Genomic DNA, 18,261 nt, shown 5'->3' with positions numbered 1-18,261 from the left:
TCAGTAGTAGCCGGTCTCGCCGTCGAGGAGCTCGCGCACCAGGTCGAGGTGGCCCGCGTGGCGGGCGGTCTCCTCGAGCATGTGGACCAGCATCCAGCCCAGCGTCGCCCCCGCGGCCGGGAAGGCGGTCCCCACGCCGGTGTCCGACAGCGAGTGGGAGGCGATGACGTCGTCGCTGCGACGGCACTGCTCGTCGTACGCCGCCAGCAGCTCGTCGAGCGAACGGTCCTGGACCAGGAACTCGGAGTCCTCGACGTCGTCCCAGCCCGGTCCCTCGGGCTCACGCCCGAGGAAGGCGTGCTCGAACCACAGCTGCTCGGCCCAGGTGAGGTGGCCCACGATGCCCGCGACGGTCATCAACGGGGAGGTCGGGATCACCGACCGGTGGGCGTCCTCGTCGGAGAGTCCCTCGCACTTGAGGGTGACGATCCCACGCTGCAGGTCGTACCACCCGAGCAGCGAGGTGCGGTCGTCGGCGTCGAAGGCGGGACGTTCTCGGCGTGCAGGCACGGGCACACCCTTGCGACCCGGGACGCCCCGGTCAACCGGTCCGTGGGCCGTCCCCGGGCCGGGTGACGGTCGCGCCGTAGCGGCCCCGGTGGTAGAGCAACGCCTCGCCGTCGCCGGTGGCGGAGAGGTCGAGCACACGCCCGACGACCAGCAGGTGGTCACCGCCGTCGTGGACCGCCTCGACGCGGCAGTCGACGTGGCCGAGGCCGCCGGGGAGCAGCGGCGAGCCGGTGGCCGGCGACGGTGTCCACGCCAGGTCGCGGAACTTGTCCGCCCCGCGGGTGGCCATGAGCTCGGCGAGCCACTGCTGGTCGGCTGCGAGGATGGTGACGCAGAAGGTCCCGGCCCGCTCGATCACCGGCCACGCACGGGAGGTGCGCGCCATCGACACCAGCACGAGCGGGGGTTCCAGCGAGAGGGACAGGAAGCCCTGCACGGTCATCCCGACCGGCCCGTCCTCACCCGTGGCGCTGACGACCGTCAGCCCCGTCGCGAAGCGACCGAGCACGTCGCGGAAGCGCAGTGCCGCAGCGTCGGAACCCGGTTCGTGGCTGAGGTGCACCATCTCGCCGGGCCGCAGCTCGAAGTCGTCCGCCTCGCGCTGGTCACCGCTCTCCTGCATGATCGCCCAGTCTGTCACGCAGGCAAGGGCCGGCTCGGAGCGGTCGGCTCACCGCACGCGACGACCGGCCCGCTCCCCCGCCCGGCCCCGGTGCGTCTTCGAGACGTCGAGCGTCAGGCGGCCCGGCCAGTCGAAGGCCAGCGACCCGCCGTGCGGCAGCGTCCGCCACCGGCCGGCGACCTCGTCCAGCCGACGTACGGCACCGCGCAGCGCGTCCGGGTCCGCGGCCACCGGCGCGGCGGTCGTCTGCTGCTTCACCCGCCCGACGGAACGCTCCCAGGTTGCGACGGTGAGGGCCACCAGGCGCTCCGACCGGACCATGTCGGCATGACCCATCGACGCCACCCGCTGGGCCCGGCGCCGGTGCCGCAGCGTGTTGTCCTCGGGAGCGGGGGCGAAGATCCCTCCCCCGCCGGCCGCGAGCTGCCCCCAGACGCCGAGCTCGATCCCGAAGTGCTCCTCGACGAGGTAGTGCGCGAGGTCGTGCGGCATCAGGTCGTCGAAGCCGGGTGCGAACCGCGACACCAGGGGCGCGCCGTGCTCCCGGTCGATGGCGACGGTGTACCGGTGGTCGTCGACCCTCGTGAAGGTCACCCGCATGCTCCCGACGCTAGACGCCCGGCGAGCAGGGGTCACCCGGTTTCCGGCGGCTCAGCGGAAGCGCTGAGCCGCCTCCTCGACCCGGGCGACGTGGCCCGCCCAGTCGTAGTCGTCGCCGGGCAGGTTGGTGACGCCGTCCCGGAGCCCGGCGGCACCGTCGATCGTCTCGCGGACGATGTCGGCGTGACCGGCGTGGCGGTTGGTCTCGGCGACGACGTGGACCAGCAGCAGGCCGAGGGTCACCCGGTTGCGCTCGACCGGCCACCAGGGCACTCGTCCCTCGCTGTCGATCCCGAGGGCGTCGAAGGTGCGGGCCGCCTCCTCCCAGGCCAGGTGGTAGAGGCCGATGACGCCCTCACGGGACTCCTCGGGCGTGGCCCACATGTCCTCGTTGTGCTCGGCGTCCTCGTCGTCGAACGGCGAGGGCACGGGGAGCTCCCGGCCGAAGCTCGACACGAAGTAGCCGAGCTCGACGTAGGCGAGGTGCTTGACGAGGCCGAGCAGGTTGGTGCCGGTGGGGGTGAGCGGACGGCGTACGTCGTAGTCGCTCGCGTCCTCGAGCTTCCAGAGCAGCGCCTCGCGGGCGGTCTGGAGGTAGCGGACCAGGATCTCCTTCTGTCCCTCGGGCACGGTCAGGCTCCCTTGCGGTGGGGAGTCAGGACGCAGAACTCGTTGCCCTCGGGATCGGCCAGCACGGCCCAGCCCCTGTCGGGCCCGTCGCGGTGGTCGGCCTCGAGCGTCGCGCCGAGGCCGAGGATCCGCTCGACCTCCTCGTCGCGGCTGCGGTCGGTGGGCCGGATGCACAGGTGCATCCGGTTCTTGACCGTCTTGGGCTCGGGCACCTTGAGGAAGAGCAGGGCGCGGTCGTCGGGGCCGACGAGACCGCACTCGTCGTCACCCGGCTCGTCCTCGCCGTCGTAGACGAAGTCGTCGAGCACCTGGGCCCACCAGATCGTCTGGGCGTAGGGGTCGTGGGCGTCGATGCAGAAGTTCGATGTCCGAGAAGCCATGTCCGCATCTTCACCTGTCCCGGCGACGACCGCCACCGACATCGGCCCGCTGCGGAACACCTCGGGCGCCCGTGGTGTTGGGACCGGACGTGCGCGGGGGATCCCGCGTGCCCCCCGACCCGCAGGAGGACGACGAACAGTGCGTGCAGCCAGCTACGACCAGTACGGCGGTCCCGAGGTGCTCACCGTGGGCGAGGTCCCCGACCCGCCCGTCGGCCCGGACACGGTGCTCGTCCGGGTGAAGGCCACGAGCGTGAACCCGGTGGACTGGAAGATCCGCGAGGGCTACCTCCAGGGCGCCTACCCGCACCACCTGCCGATCATCCCCGGCTGGGACGTCGCCGGAGTCGTCGAGGCCGTCGGCCCGGCGGTCGTGACCGGCGTGCAGCCGGGCGACGAGGTCTGGGGCTACGTCCGACGTGACGACGTGGCCCACGGCACCGCCGCCGAGCTGGTGCCCGCTCCCGAGCGCACGGTCACCCGCAAGCCGGCGTCGCTCTCCTTCGAGGAAGCAGCGGCCGTCCCGCTCGCGGGTCTCACCGCCTGGCAGTCGCTCACCGAGGCGCTGCAGGTCGGCGAGGGCGACCGCGTCCTGGTCCACGCCGCCTCGGGCGGGGTCGGTCAGCTCGCCGTCCAGATCGCCACCGCCCTGGGTGCCGAGGTGATCGGCACCGCGTCGCCCGCCAACCACGACCTGGTCCGCTCGCTGGGCGCCACCACGGTCCTCGACCACGCGGCCGGGCCGGTGAGCAAGCAGCTGGCCGAGCACGGCGGCCGGGTCGACGCGGTGCTCGACCTGATCGGGGGCGACGCGCTCGCCGACGCCCCGGAGCAGGTCCACGACCCCCGCCGGATCGCCTCGATCATCGACCCGGAGACGGTCCTCGGCCTGGGTGGGCGTTACGTCTTCGTACGCCCCGAGCGTGACCACCTCGACGAGCTCGGCCGCCTCGCCGACGAGGGCAGGCTGCGGGTCACCCTGGCCCGGACCTTCGACCTCGACGAGATCGCCGACGCCCACCTGCTCTCCCAGGAGGGCCACCCCGGCGGCAAGATCGCCGTCCGCGTCTGAGGGAACCACGCTCGCCCCGCGGTGGGCATACTGGACCGGTGCGTGCAGCGCTCCGGACGCGGTACGGCGGTCCGGCCGTCGTCCACCTCGCCGACGTCCCGGAGCCGGTCCCCGGCAAGGGCGAGCTGCTGGTGCGGGTGCTCGCGACGACGGTCAACCGCACCGACTGCGCGTACCGGTCCGGGCAGCCGTGGATCAACCGTGCCGTCTGCGGGTGGCCGCGGCCGCGGGTCCACGTGCTGGGGTCGGAGTACGCGGGGGTGGTGGCGGGCGTGGGCGAGGACGTCACGTCGTACGCCGTCGGCGACCGGGTGTTCGGCTTCGTCGACGGCCGTCCCGGCGCGCATGCCGAGCTGGTGGCCGTCGCTGCCGACGGCCTCGTCGCCCCGGTGCCCGAGGGGTGGGACCCGGTCGACGCGGCTCCGGGGACGGAAGGGGCGCACTACGCCCACGCCTTCCTCCGCGTGACCGGCCTCAGCAGGGGTGACCGGGCCGTCGTCGTCGGAGCCACGGGCGGGATCGGTACGGCAGCCGTGCAGCTGCTGCACGCCGAGGGCGTGGAGGTGACGGCGGTGTGCGACCGGCTGCCCCCGGGACGCCCGGACCTGCTGACCGGGCTGGGCGCGGCGCGTGTTGTCGAGCTCGACGGCGGTCGCGGGGACGACCTCGGGGGCGGCTTCGACGCGGTCCTCGACGCCACCGGGCACAGCTCCTTCGGCGCTGCCCGTCGGCTGCTCCGACGCGGTGGCTGCTACGTGTCGTCGGACCTGGGGCGTGGTGGTCAGAACGTCCTGCTCGCCGCGGCCGGGCCGCTGGCGCGGGCGCTGGGTCGGCGCCACGTGCGCTTCCCCTTGCCGCACGAGGACGCCGCCCTCGCCACGCACCTGGCCGAACTCATGGCGCGCGGCGACTACCGCCCCGTGGTCGACCGGACCTACCCCTTCGACCAGCTGTGCGAGGCGTACGCCCACGTCGACACCGGCAGGAAGGTCGGCAACGTCGTCGTCACCATGCCGGGAGAACGCAGCCAGGACGCGGGCTGAGCTGCGGCCGCGGCCTGCGTGGTGCGCCCACCCGGACACGGGCGTCCTAGGCTCGCCCGCATGACCGAGATGCCCGCGGACCTGCTCGTCCACGCGCGCGAGGCCCGGGGCTTCATGCCCGAGGACGAGGGGCTGCTGCTCCACCGGCTGGCCCGGGAGCGGCTCCCGCTCGGCCCGGTCCTGGAGGTCGGCACCTACTGCGGCAAGTCGGCGGTCTACCTCGGCGCCGCCGCCCGCGAGGTCGGCGGCACGGTCTTCACCGTCGACCACCACCGCGGCAGCGAGGAGAACCAGGCAGGGTGGGAGCACCACGACCCCGACCTGGTCGACCCGGCGACGGGGTTGATGGACACGCTCCCCTTCCTGCGCCGCACCCTGGCGCGCGCCGGGCTCGAGGACCACGTGGTCGCCGTCGTCGGCGCCTCCGCCACGGTCGCGCGCCACTGGCGGACGCCGCTGACGATGCTGTTCATCGACGGCGGCCACGGGCAGGAGCCGGCGCACGCGGACTTCTCCGGCTGGGCGCCGTGGGTTCAGCCGGGCGGGCTGCTCGTCATCCACGACGTCTTCCCCGACCCGGCCGACGGCGGGCGGCCGCCGTACGAGATCTACCTCCGGGCGCTCGCGGGCGGCGCCTTCACCGAGGTCGAGGCGCTCGGGTCGGTGCGGGTGCTGGAGCGGACGTCAGGACAGGCGGGGCCGCTCGAGCACGTCGGCTGACGGGCAACCACACTCGAGGCCGATCTCCGCGAACGCCGGACCGAGGGTCGTGCCGCGCATGATCGTCGCCCCGGGCGTGCTGAGCGAGAGCGCGTCGACCGCCAGGATCACCGCCGCCCCCGTGTACGTCGTCTGCTCGTCCGGCCAGTTCACGCGGTCGGGGAAGACGTAACCGGTCCAGTAGGACCCGTCACCGTGGCGCAGGTGCTGCAGGTCCCCGAGCAGCCGGAGCGCTCGCTCCCGGTCGCCGACGACGTCGAGGGCCAGCACCAGCTCCGCGGTCTCGGCCCCGGTCACCCACGGGTTGCGGCTCACGCAGCGGATGCCGAGACCGGGCTCGACGAAGGTGTCCCACCGCTCCGCCAGCCGACGGCGGGCGGCCTCCCCGCGGATCGCACCGCCCAGCACCGGGTAGTACCAGTCCATCGAGAACTCGGCCTTGTCGAGGAAGCGGTCCTCGTGGTCGCGGATCGCGTGGGCCAGCCGGCCTCCAGCCAGCTCCCACTCCGGCTGCGGGTCCTCGACCAGCTCGGCCAGCGCCACCCCGGCCCGCAGCGCGTGGTGGATGCTGGACGAGCCGGCCAGCAGCGCCTCGTCGTTGACGCGGCCGGGGGCGCCGTCGGGCCACTCCTGCGACCAGGCGATGCCGCCCCAGGGCAGCTGCAGGGAGACCGCGTGGTCGAGCCCGCGACGCACGACCGGCCACATCCGGCGCACGAACGCGGAGTCGCGACGGACCAGCCAGTGGTGCCAGACCCCGACGGCGAGGTAGGAGCCCATGTTGGTCTCGCTCGAGGCGTCGGCCACCTCGCCGCCCACGATCTTCATCGGCACCGAGCCGTCCTGGCGCTGCACGGTCGGCACCCAGGCGTACGCCCGCTCGGCCGCCTCCACCTCGCCGGCGGCGAGGAGCGCCATCGCGGCCTCCACGTGGTTCCAGACGTCGGTGTGGGCGCCGGACTGCCACGGGATCGCCCCCGACGGCTCCTGGGCCCCGACGATCGAGCGCGCAGTGGCCGCGACCTGGCGGGCGCTCAGCAGCCCCTCGAGGCGGGGGACGTCAGCCGACATCGACCGGCTTGCGGAAGTAGAGGACCAGCGACTTGCCGATGAGCGGGTCGAGCACCCGCCCGGCCGCGCGCAGCACCGCCGGCTGCTCCATGATCTCCCACACGAGCAGCCGGTGGTAGGCCCGCACGAGCGGGTGGCGGTCGTTGGTCACGCCGACCGCGCACTTGAGCCACCAGTACGGCGCGTGCAGCCCGTGGACGTGGTCGCGGCCCTCGAGCACGAGACCGGCGTTCTCGGCCTTGGAGGCCAGCTCCTTGTCGGTGTAGATCCGGATGTGACCGCCCGGGACGTCGTGGTACTCGTCGGAGAGCTTCCAGCTGATCGCCTCGGGCAGCCAGCGCGGGACGGTCAGGGCGACCGTGCCGCCGGGCCGGGTGACCCGCACCAGCTCCTCGATCGCGGCGATGTCGGCGGGGACGTGCTCCAGGATCTCGGCCGCGACGACGCGGTCGAACTCACCGTCGGCGAAGGGCAGCGCCAGCGCGTCGCCCTCCTTCACGTCGGCCTCCGCACCCGCCGGCACCTCACCGGCCTCCTTCATCGCGACGAAGAGGTCGCGGACGCCCGCGAGCTCGTCGGCGTCCTGGTCGAAGGCCATCACGTCGGCACCGCGTCGGTACATCTCGAACGCGTGGCGGCCCGCCCCGCACCCGAGGTCGAGCACGCGGTCGCCCGGGCGCAGCCCGAGCCGGTCGAAGTCAACGGTGAGCACGGATCGCCTCCTCGTAGGCGGCGGCCGTCGCCTGCGCGGCGGCTCGCCAGCTGAACCTCTCCTCGACCCGACGTCGCCCGGCCGCCCCCATCCGGGCCCGACGCGCGGGGTCGTCGAGCAGCGCACCCAGCGCGTGGGTGAGCTCGCCGACGTCGCCCGGCTCGACCAGGTCCGCGCACTCGCCGTCCGGGCCGACCACCTCGGGGATGGCGCCGGCGCGCGACACGACCAGCGGCGTCGCGCAGGCCATCAGCTCCGCGGTCGGGAGGCTGAAGCCCTCGTACAGGGACGGGACGCACGCGACCTCGGCCGAGCCCATCAGCCCGACCAGCTCGTCGTCGGTGAGGCCGTGGACGAAGCGCACCGAGCCCTCGAGGCCGAGCTGGTCGATCAGCTGCTCGGTCCGTCCGCCCGCGACCGGCTTGCTCACCAGCACCAGCTCGAGGCCGGCACGCTCGACGCGGAGCTTGGCGTACGCCTCGAGCAGGGTCGCGATCCCCTTCATGGGGGCGTCGGCGCTGGCCATCGCCATGATCCGGCCCGGCACCCGCGGCTCGGTGGGCGGCCGGAACCGCTCCTCGACGCCGAGCTGGATCACCCGCATCCGGGCCGGGTCGAGGCCGAAGTCACGTGCGGCGTCCCGGCGCGAGGACTCCGACGGCGTCACGATGAACCGCATCTGCCGGGCGACCCTGCCCTGCATCCGCAGGAACCCGTACCAACGGCGCAGCGTCAGCCGCTGCCTCCGGGTCGTCGCCTGCTGGAGGTCGATCCGCCGGTCGTGGGTGATCGGGTGGTGGATGGTCGTGACCATCGGGAGCCGCTCGGCGACGTCGACCATGCCGTGACCCAGCACCTGGTTGTCGTGCACCACGTCGAAGTCGTCCACGCGGTCGGCGAGCAGCCGCGCGACCCGGGTGCTGAAGGTCTTCGGCTCCGGGAACCCGGCCGTGCACATGGTGAGGAACTCCTCGACGTCGACCCGGTCGCGGAACTCCCGCAGCCGCGGGACCCGGAACGGGTCGGGCTCGCGATAGAGGTCGAGGCTCGGCACCTCCGTGAGCAGCACGCCCTCGTCGAGCTCGGGGTAGGGCTGGCCGGAGAACACCTCGACGGTGTGGCCGAGCGCCACCAGCTCCCGGCTGAGGTGGCGGACGTAGACGCCCTGTCCGCCGCAGTGCGGCTTGCTGCGGTAGGACAGCAGTGCGATCCGCATCGGCGGCGGCCCCTTCGTCGGATACTCGTCGGTAACGCTGACGATTATGGCCGGTCTCCGGATCCGGACCTCAGGTGCCCTCGCTGGAGTGGCCCGGGAACACGTGGGCGTCCGGGTCGATGGCGACGGCCGCGTTGTTGACCGCGGTCGCGGCCTCGCCGAACCCGACCGCGATCAGCCGGACCTTGCCGGCATACTCGGTGATGTCCCCGGCGGCGAAGACGCGCGGCAGGCTGGTCTGCATCGAGGGCGACACCACGACGTGGCGCTTCTCGACCTCGATCCCCCACTCCTGCAGCGGCCCGAGGTCGGCGACGAAGCCGAGCGCGGCGACCAGGGCCTGCGCCGGACGGCGGACGGGCTCGACGCCGTCGACGCTGATCTCGACCTCCTCGAGCGTCCCGTCGCCGCGCAGCTCGGTCACCTGCGCCCGCGTGATGATGTCGACCGAGCTGTCACGCACCGCCTGCACGGTCCGCGCATGGGCGCGGAACGCGTCACGCCGGTGGACCAGCGCCACCGACCGGGCGACCGGCTCGAGGTGGAGCGCCCAGTCGAAGGCGCTGTCGCCGCCCCCGACGATGACGACGTCCTTGTCGACGTACGGCTGGAAGGACGGGACGAAGAACTCCAGGCCACGGCCGAGCCACCCGTCGCCCGCCGGCAGCGGCCGGGGGCTGAACTTGCCGATGCCCGCGGTGATGATCACCGCACCGGCGCTGATCTCGGTGCCGTCGTCGAGCCCGATCGTCACCGAGTCCCCGTGGTGCTCCAGGCTCCGGGCGGTCCGGTCGAGGTGGTAGGTCGGGTGGGCGCTCGACGCCTGCGCGACCAGCCCCTCCACGAGCGCCTTGCCCTTGACCGTCGGGAAGCCGGCGACGTCGAGGATCGCCTTCTCGGGATACATGGCGGTGATCTGGCCACCGAGCTCAGGCAGGCTGTCGACCACCGCCACCCGCAGCCCGCGGAAGCCGGCGTAGTAGGCGGCGTACAGGCCGGTGGGGCCCGCTCCGATGATCAGCACGTCCGTGTCGGTGGCCACGCGCTGATCCAACACCGGTCACGGGCCCGGCGACAACAGGCTCGCCAACCCCGGTGGGCCGACCTGCCTAGGATGCCGCTCGTGGAGACGAGCCGCGGATGACCGACCCCGACCAGGTGTGGTCCGCCTTCAGCGGCGATCCGCGCGATCCCGCGCTGGCCGGAATGCGCGCCTCCGACGCCGACCGCGAGGTGGTCCACCAGGTGCTCACCGAGGCGTACGCCGACGGCCGGCTCGACCGGGAGGAGCTGGAGTCCCGGACGACCGAGACGCAGGCGGCGCGGACGCTGGGCGACCTGCTGCCGCCGCTGGAGGGCCTGGTGGCCGCCCGACGGTCGGCGACGCTCGTGCCCGAGGCGCGCATCGCCGAGCGAGCGCTCGAGTCGTGGCGCAAGGACCGGCGCGAGGCCCTGTGGGGGCTGCTGTCGGTCTCGGCGATCGTGTGGACGATCTGGCTGGCGGGGTCGTTCGGGGGTGACGGGTTCGACCCGTACTTCCCCTGGCCGCTCTTCGTCACCATGGCGGCGGCGCTCAACCTCGGCCGGATCCAGTTCCAGCGCGACCAGATCGTCTCGGACGAGAAGCGACGGCTCGAGAAGAAGCGCCGCAAGGAGATCGAGAAGCGTCGGGAGGAGGACTCGTGACCTCCTCCCCCACGACCGAGCTGCTGCGGCGGCACCCCTCCGGGTGGGTGCTGGCGGCGCAGCTGGTCGCGATCCTGGCCTACCCGTTCCTCGACGACTCGGTCGCCGGCCGGGCGATCCTGGGCGTGGTGCAGATCGCGATCGTGCTGGCGGCGCTCTACGCCGTCCGGCGGACGCCGACGCTCACCTGGGTCGGCATCCTGCTGGCGCCGCCCGCCATGCTCTTCACGGTGATGGAGGCGGTCTGGCCCGACACCGGCTGGATCGTGCTGGGCTCGGCGCTGCTGCACGCGCCGTTCTACTTCTACGTCTCCTACGGGATGATCCGCTACCTCTTCCACGACGACCGGGTCACGCGCGACGAGCTGTTCGCGACCGCCGCGGCCTTCACGGTCGTCGCCTGGGGCTTCGCCTACGTCTACGCCGCCGTGCAGGTCCTGAGCCCCGGCTCCTTCACGGGCGCCGGCGGCACCGAACAGACGTGGTTCGAGCTGCTCTACCTCTCGTTCGCGCAGCTCACCAGCGTCGGCCTGTCCGACGTGGTGCCGATCGAGGCGCACGCCCGCTCGGTCGCGATCCTGGAGATGGTGGCGGGCGTCTTCTACATCGCGCTCGTCGTCGCCCGCATGGTCGGGCTGACCATCGTGCGGCAGCAGCGGCGCTGACGCCCGGCCGTCGTCCTCAGTCCTCGTCGTCCTCGTCGTCGAGGAGGCCCTCTCGCCGGGCTCCCGCGACGATCCTGCGGACGTTGGTGAGCGAGCCGCAGTCGTCGTCGATCTGCCGGTTGCGCTCGGCGGCGAACTCCTGGCCGAGGTCGGCCCGCACCCGTTCGCCGACCTCCTCGCGGGCCGGGTTGAGGATGGTCAGCTCCTCCTCCGTGAGGTGGTGGTTGACGGCGGTCGCCAGCTCCTCGACGGCGTCGTCGAAGGCCTGGGTGTCGGTGCCCTTGAGCTCCAGCACCGCCAGCAGCGCCTCGTGGCCCTCGGCGTGCTCCTCCTCGCCGTGCTCGGCCTCGTGCTCGCCGACCGCGCCCTTGCGACGGAGCTTGGGGTAGACGTACTTCTCCTCGGCCTCCGCGTGGGCGACGTGGAGGGCGGCGAAGGCGGCGCGGACCGCGTCGCGGTCGCTGCTGGCGTCCCGGAGGTCGCGAAGCAGCGCCTCGAAGCGCCGGTGGTCGTCGAGGATCAGGTCGATGACGTCGCCCTGCACGGGCCGTCCGAGGTCGATGGCAGTCATGCGGCGAGCCTAGTCAGCACGGGCGCGTCGCCCCTCACCCGGAGGGTGGTGCATCGGGGCTGCATTTCCCATGAGATGCGGGTGGCTGGTCACTTCTCACGGTGTACCGAGCGTGAGCAGTGAGTATCTGCCCACATCTCATGGGAAATGCGTGGCGCCCCGAGTCCTACGGGCGCGGTACGTCGGCCTCCCAGCGCCGCCGGCGCTCGGCGTCATCCTGCTCCCACCACGGGGTGCCCCGCTCGCCGAGGGCGACCTTGGCGGCCTGGACACCGGCGCGGGACCGCGGCTCCTCGTCCGTGCCGCGGGTGCGCCGCACCTCGCGCCGCCACGCCATCAGGACCCGCTGCAGCTCGTCGCGCCGAGCCGCGGGGATGGCCGGGTCGGTCGCCCGCCAGCGCCTGCCGTCGACCACGATGAAGCGGCCGTCGTCGGTGGTCTCGGGCATCAGTCGAGGCAGAACTCGTTGCCCTCGGGGTCCAGCATCACCACGTGGCCGCCCGACAGCGGCGGGGCCGGCTCGTGGCGCTCGACCCTGGTGGCGCCGAGCCCGACGAGCCGCCCGGCCTCCGCCTCCAGCGCGGCCATCCGCTCCTCCCCCTCGAGACCGGGGGCGGCCCGGACGTCGAGGTGGACGCGGTTCTTGGCGGCCTTGCCCTCCGGCACCCGCTGGAAGAACAGCCGCGGCCCCTCGCCGGCCGGGTCCTGACAGGCCGAGGCGCTGTTTCGGTGCTCGGGCGGCAGGCTCTCCGCGAACGCGTCCCAGGACTCGAAGCCGGGCGGCGGTGGCGGCAGCTCGTAGCCGAGCACCTCGTTCCAGAACAGCGACAGGGCACGGGGGTCGGCGCAGTCGAAGGTGACCTGCACGGTCTTGGCCGTCATCTCGCGCTCCTCACTTGGTCGCCGGCGCTCGCTGCGCTCGCGCGCTCCTCGCTCGTCGGGAGCACTCCGAGCTCGTTCCTCGCTCGGTGCCCCATCCTCACTTCGTCGCCTCCATCATCTGGCGGAGCTCCTTCTTGAGCTCGGAGATCTCGTCGCGCAGCCGGGCGGCGACCTCGAACTGGAGATCGCCGGCGGCGGCCTTCATCTGGTCGGTGAGCTGCTGGATCAGGTCGGCCAGCTCCGTCGCGGGGATGCCGGCGGTGTCGGGCAGCTCGTCGTGGAGCCTCGAGAGCGCCGGGGTCGGGGACTTGCCGGCCTTCACGCCACCTGCGCGGCCCTTCTGGCCGACGTCGGCCCAGGTCTGCAGGAGCGCCTGGGTGTTCTCGTCCTCACGGGCGAGCATCTCGGTGATGTCGGCGATCTTCTTGCGCAGCGGCATCGGGTCGAGCCCGCGCTCGGTGTTGTAGTCGATCTGGATCTGGCGGCGCCGGTTGGTCTCGTCGATGGCGGCCTCCATCGACGGCGTGACCTTGTCGGCGTACATGTGGACCTGACCCGACACGTTGCGCGCGGCGCGGCCGATGGTCTGGATCAGGGACTTGTCGGAGCGCAGGAAGCCCTCCTTGTCGGCGTCGAGGATCGAGACCAGCGACACCTCGGGGAGGTCGAGGCCCTCGCGCAGCAGGTTGATCCCGACCAGGACGTCGTACTCGCCGAGGCGCAGGTCGCGCAGCAGCTCGATCCGCTTGAGCGTGTCGACCTCGGAGTGGAGGTAGCGGGTCCGGACGCCGGCGTCGAGGAGGTAGTCGGTGAGGTCCTCGGACATCTTCTTGGTGAGCGTGGTGACCAGGACCCGCTCGTTCTTCTCGACGCGGGTCCGGATCTCGTGGATCAGGTCGTCGATCTGGCCCTTGGTCGGCTTGACGACGACCTCGGGGTCGATCAGGCCGGTCGGTCGGATGATCTGCTGGACGACGTCGCCCTGCACCTTGTCGAGCTCGTAGTTGCCCGGGGTCGCGGAGAGGTAGATCGTCTGGCCGATCCGGTCGAGGAACTCCTCCCACCGCAGCGGCCGGTTGTCCATCGCGCTGGGGAGCCGGAACCCGTGGTCGACGAGGTTGCGCTTGCGGGACATGTCGCCCTCGTACATGCCACCGATCTGGGGCACGGCCACGTGGGACTCGTCGACGACGAGCACGAAGTCCTCGGGGAAGTAGTCGAGCAGGCAGTTGGGCGCCGAGCCGCGGGAGCGACCGTCGATGTGCATGGAGTAGTTCTCGATGCCCGAGCACGACCCCACCTGGCGCATCATCTCGATGTCATACGTCGTCCGCATCCGCAGCCGCTGCGCCTCGAGCAGCTTGCCCTGGCGCTCGAAGGTCGCGAGCTGCTCCTCGAGCTCGGACTCGATGCCGGCGATGGCCCGCTCCATCCGCTCCGGACCGGCGACGTAGTGGGTCGCCGGGAAGATGTGGAGCTCCTCGTCCTCGGTGAGGACCTCGCCGGTGACGGGGTGCAGCGTCATCAGCCGCTCGATCTCGTCGCCGAAGAACTCGATCCGGATCGCCAGCTCCTCGTAGACCGGGAAGATCTCGAGGGTGTCGCCGCGGACCCGGAACGTGCCGCGGGTGAAGGCCATGTCGTTGCGGGTGTACTGGATCTGGACCAGCCGCCGGAGCATCTCGTCGCGGTCGTGCTCCTGGCCGACCTTCAGCCGGATCATCCGGTCGACGTACTCCTGCGGGGTGCCGAGGCCGTAGATGCAGGAGACGGTGGACACCACGATCACGTCGCGGCGCGTCAACAGGCTGTTGGTCGCGGAGTGGCGGAGCCGCTCGACCTCCTCGTTGATGGAGGAGTCCTTCTCGATGTAGGTGTCGGTCTGGGGGACGTACGCCTCCGGCTGGTAGTAGTCGTAGTAGGAGACGAAGTACTCGACCGCGTTGTTGGGGAAGAGCTGGCGCAGCTCGTTGGCGAACTGGGCCGCCAGCGTCTTGTTGGGCTGCATCACCAGCACCGGACGCTGCAGCTGCTCGGCCACCCACGCGACGGTGGCGGTCTTGCCGGTGCCGGTCGCGCCGAGCAGCACCACGTCCTCGACCCCGCCCTGGATCCGCTCGGTGATCTCGGCGATCGCCGCCGGCTGGTCGCCCGACGGCTGGTAGTCGGACTCCACCTTGAAGGGCGCCACCCGGCGCTCGAGATCGGTCACTGGCCGCATGGCCCGAGCCTACGTCGGCCCACCGACAGGGTTGCGGGGTGCGGCCGCCCTCATGGCGATACCTGACCGCGGACATCATCATCAGCGCTCGTCAGATGATGATCCTCGCGGTCAGGTATCCCGGCCGGCCTGGGTGCCCACCCGTCAGGCGGGCGGTCGCCAGAGCCAGGTCTCGGAGACCAGCTCGCCGTCGCCGCCGGACCACTCCCACCCACCCACGACGACGAGCTCGTCACCGACGCCCGCGACGACCGCGTCGGTCCGGCCGGACAGCGGGGCGTCCGCCGACCTGGTCCAGCCGGCGACGGGCTCGCTCCCGGGGCCGACGTGGGCGGTCAGCTGAACGCAGCCGGCCAGCAGCCCCACGAGCGGGACGGACGCCAGGGCGAGGCGACGCCGGAGCGGGAGCACGTCGGTTGGACGACGGCTCCGGCGCACCGGTTCCCACGCTCGCTAGATTGGCCGCGTGCGCGCGACGAGGGGATCCGGGGCCGAGCGGGTGTTCCGCGCGCTGCGCCGCTCGGTGCTCGCCGTCCTCGGGCTGCAGCTCGCGCTGGCGGTCGGGATGTCGCTCGTCGACTCCTACCGTCGGCGCAACAAGAAGCCGAAGCCGTTCCCGACCACCGCACCCCGGACCGTCGAGCTGGGTGCCGGGTCGATCACGACCTACACCTACGGTCGGGACCTGTACGCCGACATGCTGGCGGCGATCGAGGGCGCCCAGCGGCAGGTGCTCTTCGAGAGCTACATCTGGAAGGGCGACGAGGTCGGCGAGCAGTTCAAGCAGGCGCTGGCCGACGCCGCCGGACGGGGCGTCGAGGTCTACTGCATCTACGACGGCTTCGCCAACCTCGTCGTCTCGCCCCTGTTCAAGAGCTTCCCACCGACGATGAAGGTGCTGCGCTACCCGGTCTACAACGCCGGCTGGCGGTTCTTCGACCTGCGACGCTACGGGCGCGACCACCGCAAGATCCTCGTGGTCGACGACGCGGTGGGGTTCGTCGGCGGCTACAACGTGGGGACGGCGTACGCCACCGAGTGGCGCGACACCCACGTCCGGATCGACGGACCGGCGGTGTGGGACCTCAAGCGGGCCTTCGCCGACTTCTGGAACCTCAACCGGCGACGGATCCTCGGCACCAGCGAGCGGCCGCTGCTGCTCGAGGCCGCGGCGCAGTGGGAGTCGCGGATCCGGGTCCACCGCAACGTGCCGCGGCTGTGGATGTTCCCGATCCGCGGGATGTACCTCGAGGCGATCAGTCGGGCCTCGCGCAACATCTGGATGACGCAGGCCTACTTCCTCCCAGACCAGGACTTCGTCGACGAGCTCGTGGCCGCGGCCCAGCGCGGGGTCGACGTACGACTGCTGGTCCCGCTGAAGTCCAACCACGTCGTCGCCGACTGGGTCTCGCGCGGCTACTACGCCCAGCTGCTACGCGCGGGGGTGCGGATCCTGCGCTTCAAGGACGCGATGGTGCACGCCAAGACCGCCACCGTGGACGGCACCTGGTCGACCGTCGGCACCGCCAACATCGACCGGTTGAGCCTCACCGGCAACTACGAGATCAACGTCGAGGCGATCGACGAGGACTTCGCGCAGTCGCTGGAGGAGGTCTTCCAGCTCGACCAGACCAACTGCCTCGAGCTGACCCTGCACGAGTGGGAGGCGCGCGACCTGCACCGACGCTTCACGGAGTTCCTGCTGACGCCGTTCCGCCCCCTGCTCTGACCCTCCGCCCACGCGGTGTCAGGCGGGGAGGTGGGTGCGCGGCGCCATCCGGGGACCCAGCCGGGGCCGGTGGAGCCCCGCGAGGGCGACCAGGCCCTGCACCCGGCCGCGGTGCGGACGGTAGGGCTCGAGGTACGCCTCGAGCTCGTCGTCGTCGAAGGCCGAGCCGGTGAGCGCCCAGCCGATGTCCTTGGCCACGTGGTAGTCGCCGAACGAGACCGCGTCGGCGTCACCCATCGCCCGTTGGCGCACCTCGGCGCTGGTCCACCGCCCGATCCCGGGCAACGACCGGAGCGCCTTGTCGGCCTCCTGCGGGCTCATGGTCGCGGTCCGCTCGATGGCGTGGGCGACCCGGGCCGCGAGCACGACCGCCTTGGAGCGGGCCGGGTCGATGTGGAGCTTGAGCCACTCCCACGACGGGATGGTGCGCAGGGTGTCGGCGTCCGGCTGCACCCACACGCCCAGGTCGTGGCCCGGCCCGGGAGCGCGGTTGCCCCACCGGTGGACGAGGTTGCGGAAGCCCGCGAACGCCTCCTGGCCGGTGACCTTCTGCTCGATGATCGCGGGCACCAGCGCCTCCATCACCAGGCCGGTGCGCCCGATCCGCCAGTCGCGGTGGTGGCGCCAGACGTCGGCGAGGACCCGGTGGGTCGGCTCGAAGCCGCTCGGGTCGTCGTCGGCACCGAGCAGGCCCGGCACCGAGGCGAGCGCCCACTCGGCGCCCTCGCCCCAGGCCGCGGCGTGCACCTCGCCGTCGCGCAGCCGGGCGTCGATCATCAGGGTCGCCTCGCCCTCCGGCGTACGGAGCCCGCGCCAGTGGCGCCCCTGGAAGTCGACCTTGTAGGTCGGGTCGCTGCCGCCGTGGCGCTGCTGGCCGAGCACCTCCCCGACGGGCACCGCCCAGTCGGGCCGCCACAGCCGCGTGCTGGCGCGCGGTGCCGACGGGTCCGAGGGTGAGGTCACACCCGGAGGGTAGGCCACCGGGGGTGCCGCTGGTGAGTCCCTCGGGTGAAGTTTCCTGCGCACCGACCCCGGTCGTCCCGGCGTAGGGTCTGGCTGTGCCCGACTCCACCCGCCGCGACCTCGAGGCCGGCATCGAGACCGACTTCCGCAGGCAGATGTCCTACGGCGACTACCTCTGCCTCGACCAGCTGCTCTCGGCGCAACGGCCCCAGAGCGACCCGCCGCAGCACGACGAGCTGCTCTTCATCGTCCAGCACCAGACCAGCGAGCTGTGGCTCAAGCTGATGGTCCACGAGCTGCGCTCGGCGCGGGCCCTGCTGGCGGCCGACGACCTGGCCCCGGCACTGAAGCGGCTGGCCCGGGTCAAGCACATCCAGCACACGCTGACCGACCAGTGGTCGGTGCTGGCGACGATGACCCCGAGCGAGTACGCCGAGATCCGGCCGTTCCTCGCCACCTCCTCGGGCTTCCAGTCGGCGCAGTACCGCGAGGTGGAGTTCCTGCTCGGCAACAAGGACGCCGACATGGTGCCCGTCCACGCCCACGACCCGGCGGCCCGTGACGTGCTCGCTCGGCTGCTGGGCGAGCCCTCCCTCTACGACGAGTTCCTGCGCCACCTCGCCCGCACCGGTTACGCGGTGCCCGCGGACCTCGTCGAGCGCGACTGGTCGGTCAAGCACCGTGCGCACGACGGACTGGTCGACCTGTTCGCGACCGTCTACGCCGCGCCCGAGGAGCACTGGGGCGTCTACGAGACGTGCGAGGAGCTGGTCGACCTCGAGGACAACTTCCAGGAGTGGCGCTTCCGACACCTGCAGGTGGTGCAGCGGACGATCGGCCACAAGAGCGGCACCGGCGGCTCCTCCGGTGTCGCGTTCCTGCGGCGGGCGCTGGACCTGACCTTCTTCCCCGAGCTCTACGAGGTGCGGACCCGCATCGGCGGGTGATCGCTGTCCCCGGCCACGGCT

22 protein-coding genes are annotated in these 18,261 nt (G+C 72.2%); 7 read left to right on the top strand and 15 right to left on the bottom strand.

All coding sequences use genetic code 11. From position 1 onward, the window contains the following. Genes EXE57_RS01160 through EXE57_RS01140 form a run of 5 tightly spaced genes read right to left on the bottom strand, consistent with a single transcriptional unit; the run spans position 1 to position 2,742 of the window. Positions 1 to 510, bottom strand: a complete 510-nt coding sequence (locus EXE57_RS01160; RefSeq protein ID WP_135073222.1) for a DinB family protein — start codon at positions 508 to 510, stop codon at positions 1 to 3. A 31-nt stretch (positions 511 to 541) separates the two neighbouring features. Further along, positions 542 to 1,132: a flavin reductase family protein gene (locus EXE57_RS01155; RefSeq protein WP_135073220.1), complete on the bottom strand. Its 591-nt coding sequence runs from the start codon at positions 1,130 to 1,132 to the stop codon at positions 542 to 544. 48 nt (positions 1,133 to 1,180) lie between these two features. Next, entirely contained in the window at positions 1,181 to 1,732 is a 552-nt protein-coding gene (locus EXE57_RS01150; RefSeq protein WP_135073218.1) for a hypothetical protein, read from the bottom strand. 51 nt (positions 1,733 to 1,783) lie between these two features. Beyond that, positions 1,784 to 2,362, bottom strand: a complete 579-nt coding sequence (locus tag EXE57_RS01145; RefSeq protein ID WP_208542929.1) for a DinB family protein — start codon at positions 2,360 to 2,362, stop codon at positions 1,784 to 1,786. A gap of 2 nt (positions 2,363 to 2,364) precedes the next feature. Further along, positions 2,365 to 2,742, bottom strand: a complete 378-nt coding sequence (locus EXE57_RS01140; RefSeq protein ID WP_135073216.1) for a VOC family protein — start codon at positions 2,740 to 2,742, stop codon at positions 2,365 to 2,367. 139 nt (positions 2,743 to 2,881) lie between these two features. On the opposite strand from EXE57_RS01140, the gene EXE57_RS01135 reads away from it, so the two are divergent. Genes EXE57_RS01135 through EXE57_RS01125 form a run of 3 tightly spaced genes read left to right on the top strand, consistent with a single transcriptional unit; the run spans position 2,882 to position 5,577 of the window. After that, a complete protein-coding gene (locus EXE57_RS01135) occupies positions 2,882 to 3,814 on the top strand; it encodes an NADP-dependent oxidoreductase (protein ID WP_135073214.1) in 933 nt (310 codons plus the stop codon). Between the two features lie 38 nt (positions 3,815 to 3,852). Then, positions 3,853 to 4,857 carry a quinone oxidoreductase family protein gene (locus EXE57_RS01130; protein WP_135073212.1) on the top strand — a complete coding sequence of 335 codons (1,005 nt, stop codon included), beginning with the start codon at positions 3,853 to 3,855 and terminating at the stop codon, positions 4,855 to 4,857. 60 nt (positions 4,858 to 4,917) lie between these two features. Continuing rightward, entirely contained in the window at positions 4,918 to 5,577 is a 660-nt protein-coding gene (locus EXE57_RS01125) for a class I SAM-dependent methyltransferase (protein WP_244246938.1), read from the top strand. Here EXE57_RS01125 and EXE57_RS01120 read toward each other — a convergent pair. The 4 genes from EXE57_RS01120 to EXE57_RS01105 all read right to left on the bottom strand — a co-directional run bounded on the left by EXE57_RS01120 (position 5,542) and on the right by EXE57_RS01105 (position 9,618). Continuing rightward, on the bottom strand, positions 5,542 to 6,648 hold the full coding sequence (locus tag EXE57_RS01120; RefSeq protein WP_135073210.1) for a glucosidase family protein: 1,107 nt from the start codon (positions 6,646 to 6,648) through the stop codon (positions 5,542 to 5,544). The two genes, EXE57_RS01125 and EXE57_RS01120, sit on opposite strands and share 36 nt — an antisense overlap. Beyond that, entirely contained in the window at positions 6,638 to 7,360 is a 723-nt protein-coding gene (locus EXE57_RS01115) for a class I SAM-dependent methyltransferase (RefSeq protein WP_135073208.1), read from the bottom strand. The genes EXE57_RS01120 and EXE57_RS01115 overlap by 11 nt, the downstream gene beginning before the upstream one ends. Continuing rightward, complete coding sequence (locus EXE57_RS01110; RefSeq protein ID WP_135073206.1) at positions 7,347 to 8,576, bottom strand: glycosyltransferase family 4 protein; 1,230 nt, start codon at positions 8,574 to 8,576, stop codon at positions 7,347 to 7,349. The genes EXE57_RS01115 and EXE57_RS01110 overlap by 14 nt, the downstream gene beginning before the upstream one ends. Positions 8,577 to 8,646: 70 nt before the next feature. After that, positions 8,647 to 9,618, bottom strand: a complete 972-nt coding sequence (locus EXE57_RS01105; protein ID WP_244246937.1) for an NAD(P)/FAD-dependent oxidoreductase — start codon at positions 9,616 to 9,618, stop codon at positions 8,647 to 8,649. Between the two features lie 98 nt (positions 9,619 to 9,716). Between EXE57_RS01105 and EXE57_RS01100 the strand changes: the two genes are divergently transcribed. Both EXE57_RS01100 and EXE57_RS01095 read left to right on the top strand, forming a co-directional pair. After that, positions 9,717 to 10,262 (top strand): DUF1707 SHOCT-like domain-containing protein, encoded by a 546-nt coding sequence (locus tag EXE57_RS01100; RefSeq protein WP_135073204.1) that lies wholly within the window; start codon positions 9,717 to 9,719, stop codon positions 10,260 to 10,262. Continuing rightward, positions 10,259 to 10,927, top strand: coding sequence for an ion channel (locus tag EXE57_RS01095; RefSeq protein ID WP_135073202.1), 669 nt, complete (start codon positions 10,259 to 10,261; stop codon positions 10,925 to 10,927). The genes EXE57_RS01100 and EXE57_RS01095 overlap by 4 nt, the downstream gene beginning before the upstream one ends. Positions 10,928 to 10,943: 16 nt before the next feature. Here EXE57_RS01095 and EXE57_RS01090 read toward each other — a convergent pair whose 3' ends face one another. The 5 genes from EXE57_RS01090 to EXE57_RS01070 form a co-directional block, all read right to left on the bottom strand. Then, the gene (locus tag EXE57_RS01090; RefSeq protein WP_135073200.1) at positions 10,944 to 11,498 is read right to left on the bottom strand and encodes a hemerythrin domain-containing protein; all 555 of its coding nucleotides are present in this window, start codon (positions 11,496 to 11,498) and stop codon (positions 10,944 to 10,946) included. A gap of 166 nt (positions 11,499 to 11,664) precedes the next feature. Then, entirely contained in the window at positions 11,665 to 11,946 is a 282-nt protein-coding gene (locus tag EXE57_RS01085) for a hypothetical protein (RefSeq protein ID WP_135073198.1), read from the bottom strand. Next, a complete protein-coding gene (locus EXE57_RS01080; RefSeq protein WP_135073197.1) occupies positions 11,946 to 12,380 on the bottom strand; it encodes a VOC family protein in 435 nt (144 codons plus the stop codon). Before EXE57_RS01080 ends, EXE57_RS01085 begins: the two co-directional genes overlap by 1 nt. Before the next feature lie 97 nt (positions 12,381 to 12,477). Then, positions 12,478 to 14,601, bottom strand: coding sequence for an excinuclease ABC subunit UvrB (gene uvrB / locus EXE57_RS01075; RefSeq protein ID WP_135073195.1), 2,124 nt, complete (start codon positions 14,599 to 14,601; stop codon positions 12,478 to 12,480). Positions 14,602 to 14,745: 144 nt separating this feature from the next. After that, positions 14,746 to 15,039: a hypothetical protein gene (locus EXE57_RS01070; protein WP_135073193.1), complete on the bottom strand. Its 294-nt coding sequence runs from the start codon at positions 15,037 to 15,039 to the stop codon at positions 14,746 to 14,748. A gap of 28 nt (positions 15,040 to 15,067) precedes the next feature. Between EXE57_RS01070 and EXE57_RS01065 the strand changes: the two genes are divergently transcribed. Beyond that, positions 15,068 to 16,330, top strand: coding sequence for a phospholipase D-like domain-containing protein (locus tag EXE57_RS01065; RefSeq protein ID WP_244246936.1), 1,263 nt, complete (start codon positions 15,068 to 15,070; stop codon positions 16,328 to 16,330). An 18-nt stretch (positions 16,331 to 16,348) separates the two neighbouring features. On the opposite strand, the gene EXE57_RS01060 is transcribed toward EXE57_RS01065, so the two are convergent. Then, positions 16,349 to 17,293 carry a DNA-3-methyladenine glycosylase family protein gene (locus tag EXE57_RS01060; protein ID WP_135073191.1) on the bottom strand — a complete coding sequence of 315 codons (945 nt, stop codon included), beginning with the start codon at positions 17,291 to 17,293 and terminating at the stop codon, positions 16,349 to 16,351. 95 nt (positions 17,294 to 17,388) lie between these two features. Between EXE57_RS01060 and EXE57_RS01055 the strand changes: the two genes are divergently transcribed. Then, positions 17,389 to 18,240, top strand: coding sequence for a tryptophan 2,3-dioxygenase (locus EXE57_RS01055; protein ID WP_244246935.1), 852 nt, complete (start codon positions 17,389 to 17,391; stop codon positions 18,238 to 18,240). The last annotated feature ends 21 nt before the right edge of the window (positions 18,241 to 18,261 follow it).

It is taken from the genome of Nocardioides euryhalodurans, from assembly GCF_004564375.1.
GTDB lineage: Bacteria > Actinomycetota > Actinomycetes > Propionibacteriales > Nocardioidaceae > Nocardioides > Nocardioides euryhalodurans.
The sequence above is the reverse complement of the archived record's forward strand: the minus strand, read 5'-3'. Positions and strand labels throughout refer to the sequence as shown.

Coding starts and splice junctions, on each gene's coding strand:
- EXE57_RS01155 (WP_135073220.1), bottom strand. CDS start 1,132: ATGCAGGAGAGCGGTGACCAGCGCGAGGCGGACGACTTCGAGCTGCGG.
- EXE57_RS01150 (WP_135073218.1), bottom strand. CDS start 1,732: ATGCGGGTGACCTTCACGAGGGTCGACGACCACCGGTACACCGTCGCC.
- EXE57_RS01140 (WP_135073216.1), bottom strand. CDS start 2,742: ATGGCTTCTCGGACATCGAACTTCTGCATCGACGCCCACGACCCCTAC.
- EXE57_RS01125 (WP_244246938.1), top strand. CDS start 4,918: ATGACCGAGATGCCCGCGGACCTGCTCGTCCACGCGCGCGAGGCCCGG.
- EXE57_RS01120 (WP_135073210.1), bottom strand. CDS start 6,648: ATGTCGGCTGACGTCCCCCGCCTCGAGGGGCTGCTGAGCGCCCGCCAG.
- EXE57_RS01110 (WP_135073206.1), bottom strand. CDS start 8,576: ATGCGGATCGCACTGCTGTCCTACCGCAGCAAGCCGCACTGCGGCGGA.
- EXE57_RS01100 (WP_135073204.1), top strand. CDS start 9,717: ATGACCGACCCCGACCAGGTGTGGTCCGCCTTCAGCGGCGATCCGCGC.
- EXE57_RS01090 (WP_135073200.1), bottom strand. CDS start 11,498: ATGACTGCCATCGACCTCGGACGGCCCGTGCAGGGCGACGTCATCGAC.
- EXE57_RS01085 (WP_135073198.1), bottom strand. CDS start 11,946: ATGCCCGAGACCACCGACGACGGCCGCTTCATCGTGGTCGACGGCAGG.
- EXE57_RS01080 (WP_135073197.1), bottom strand. CDS start 12,380: ATGACGGCCAAGACCGTGCAGGTCACCTTCGACTGCGCCGACCCCCGT.
- uvrB (WP_135073195.1), bottom strand. CDS start 14,601: ATGCGGCCAGTGACCGATCTCGAGCGCCGGGTGGCGCCCTTCAAGGTG.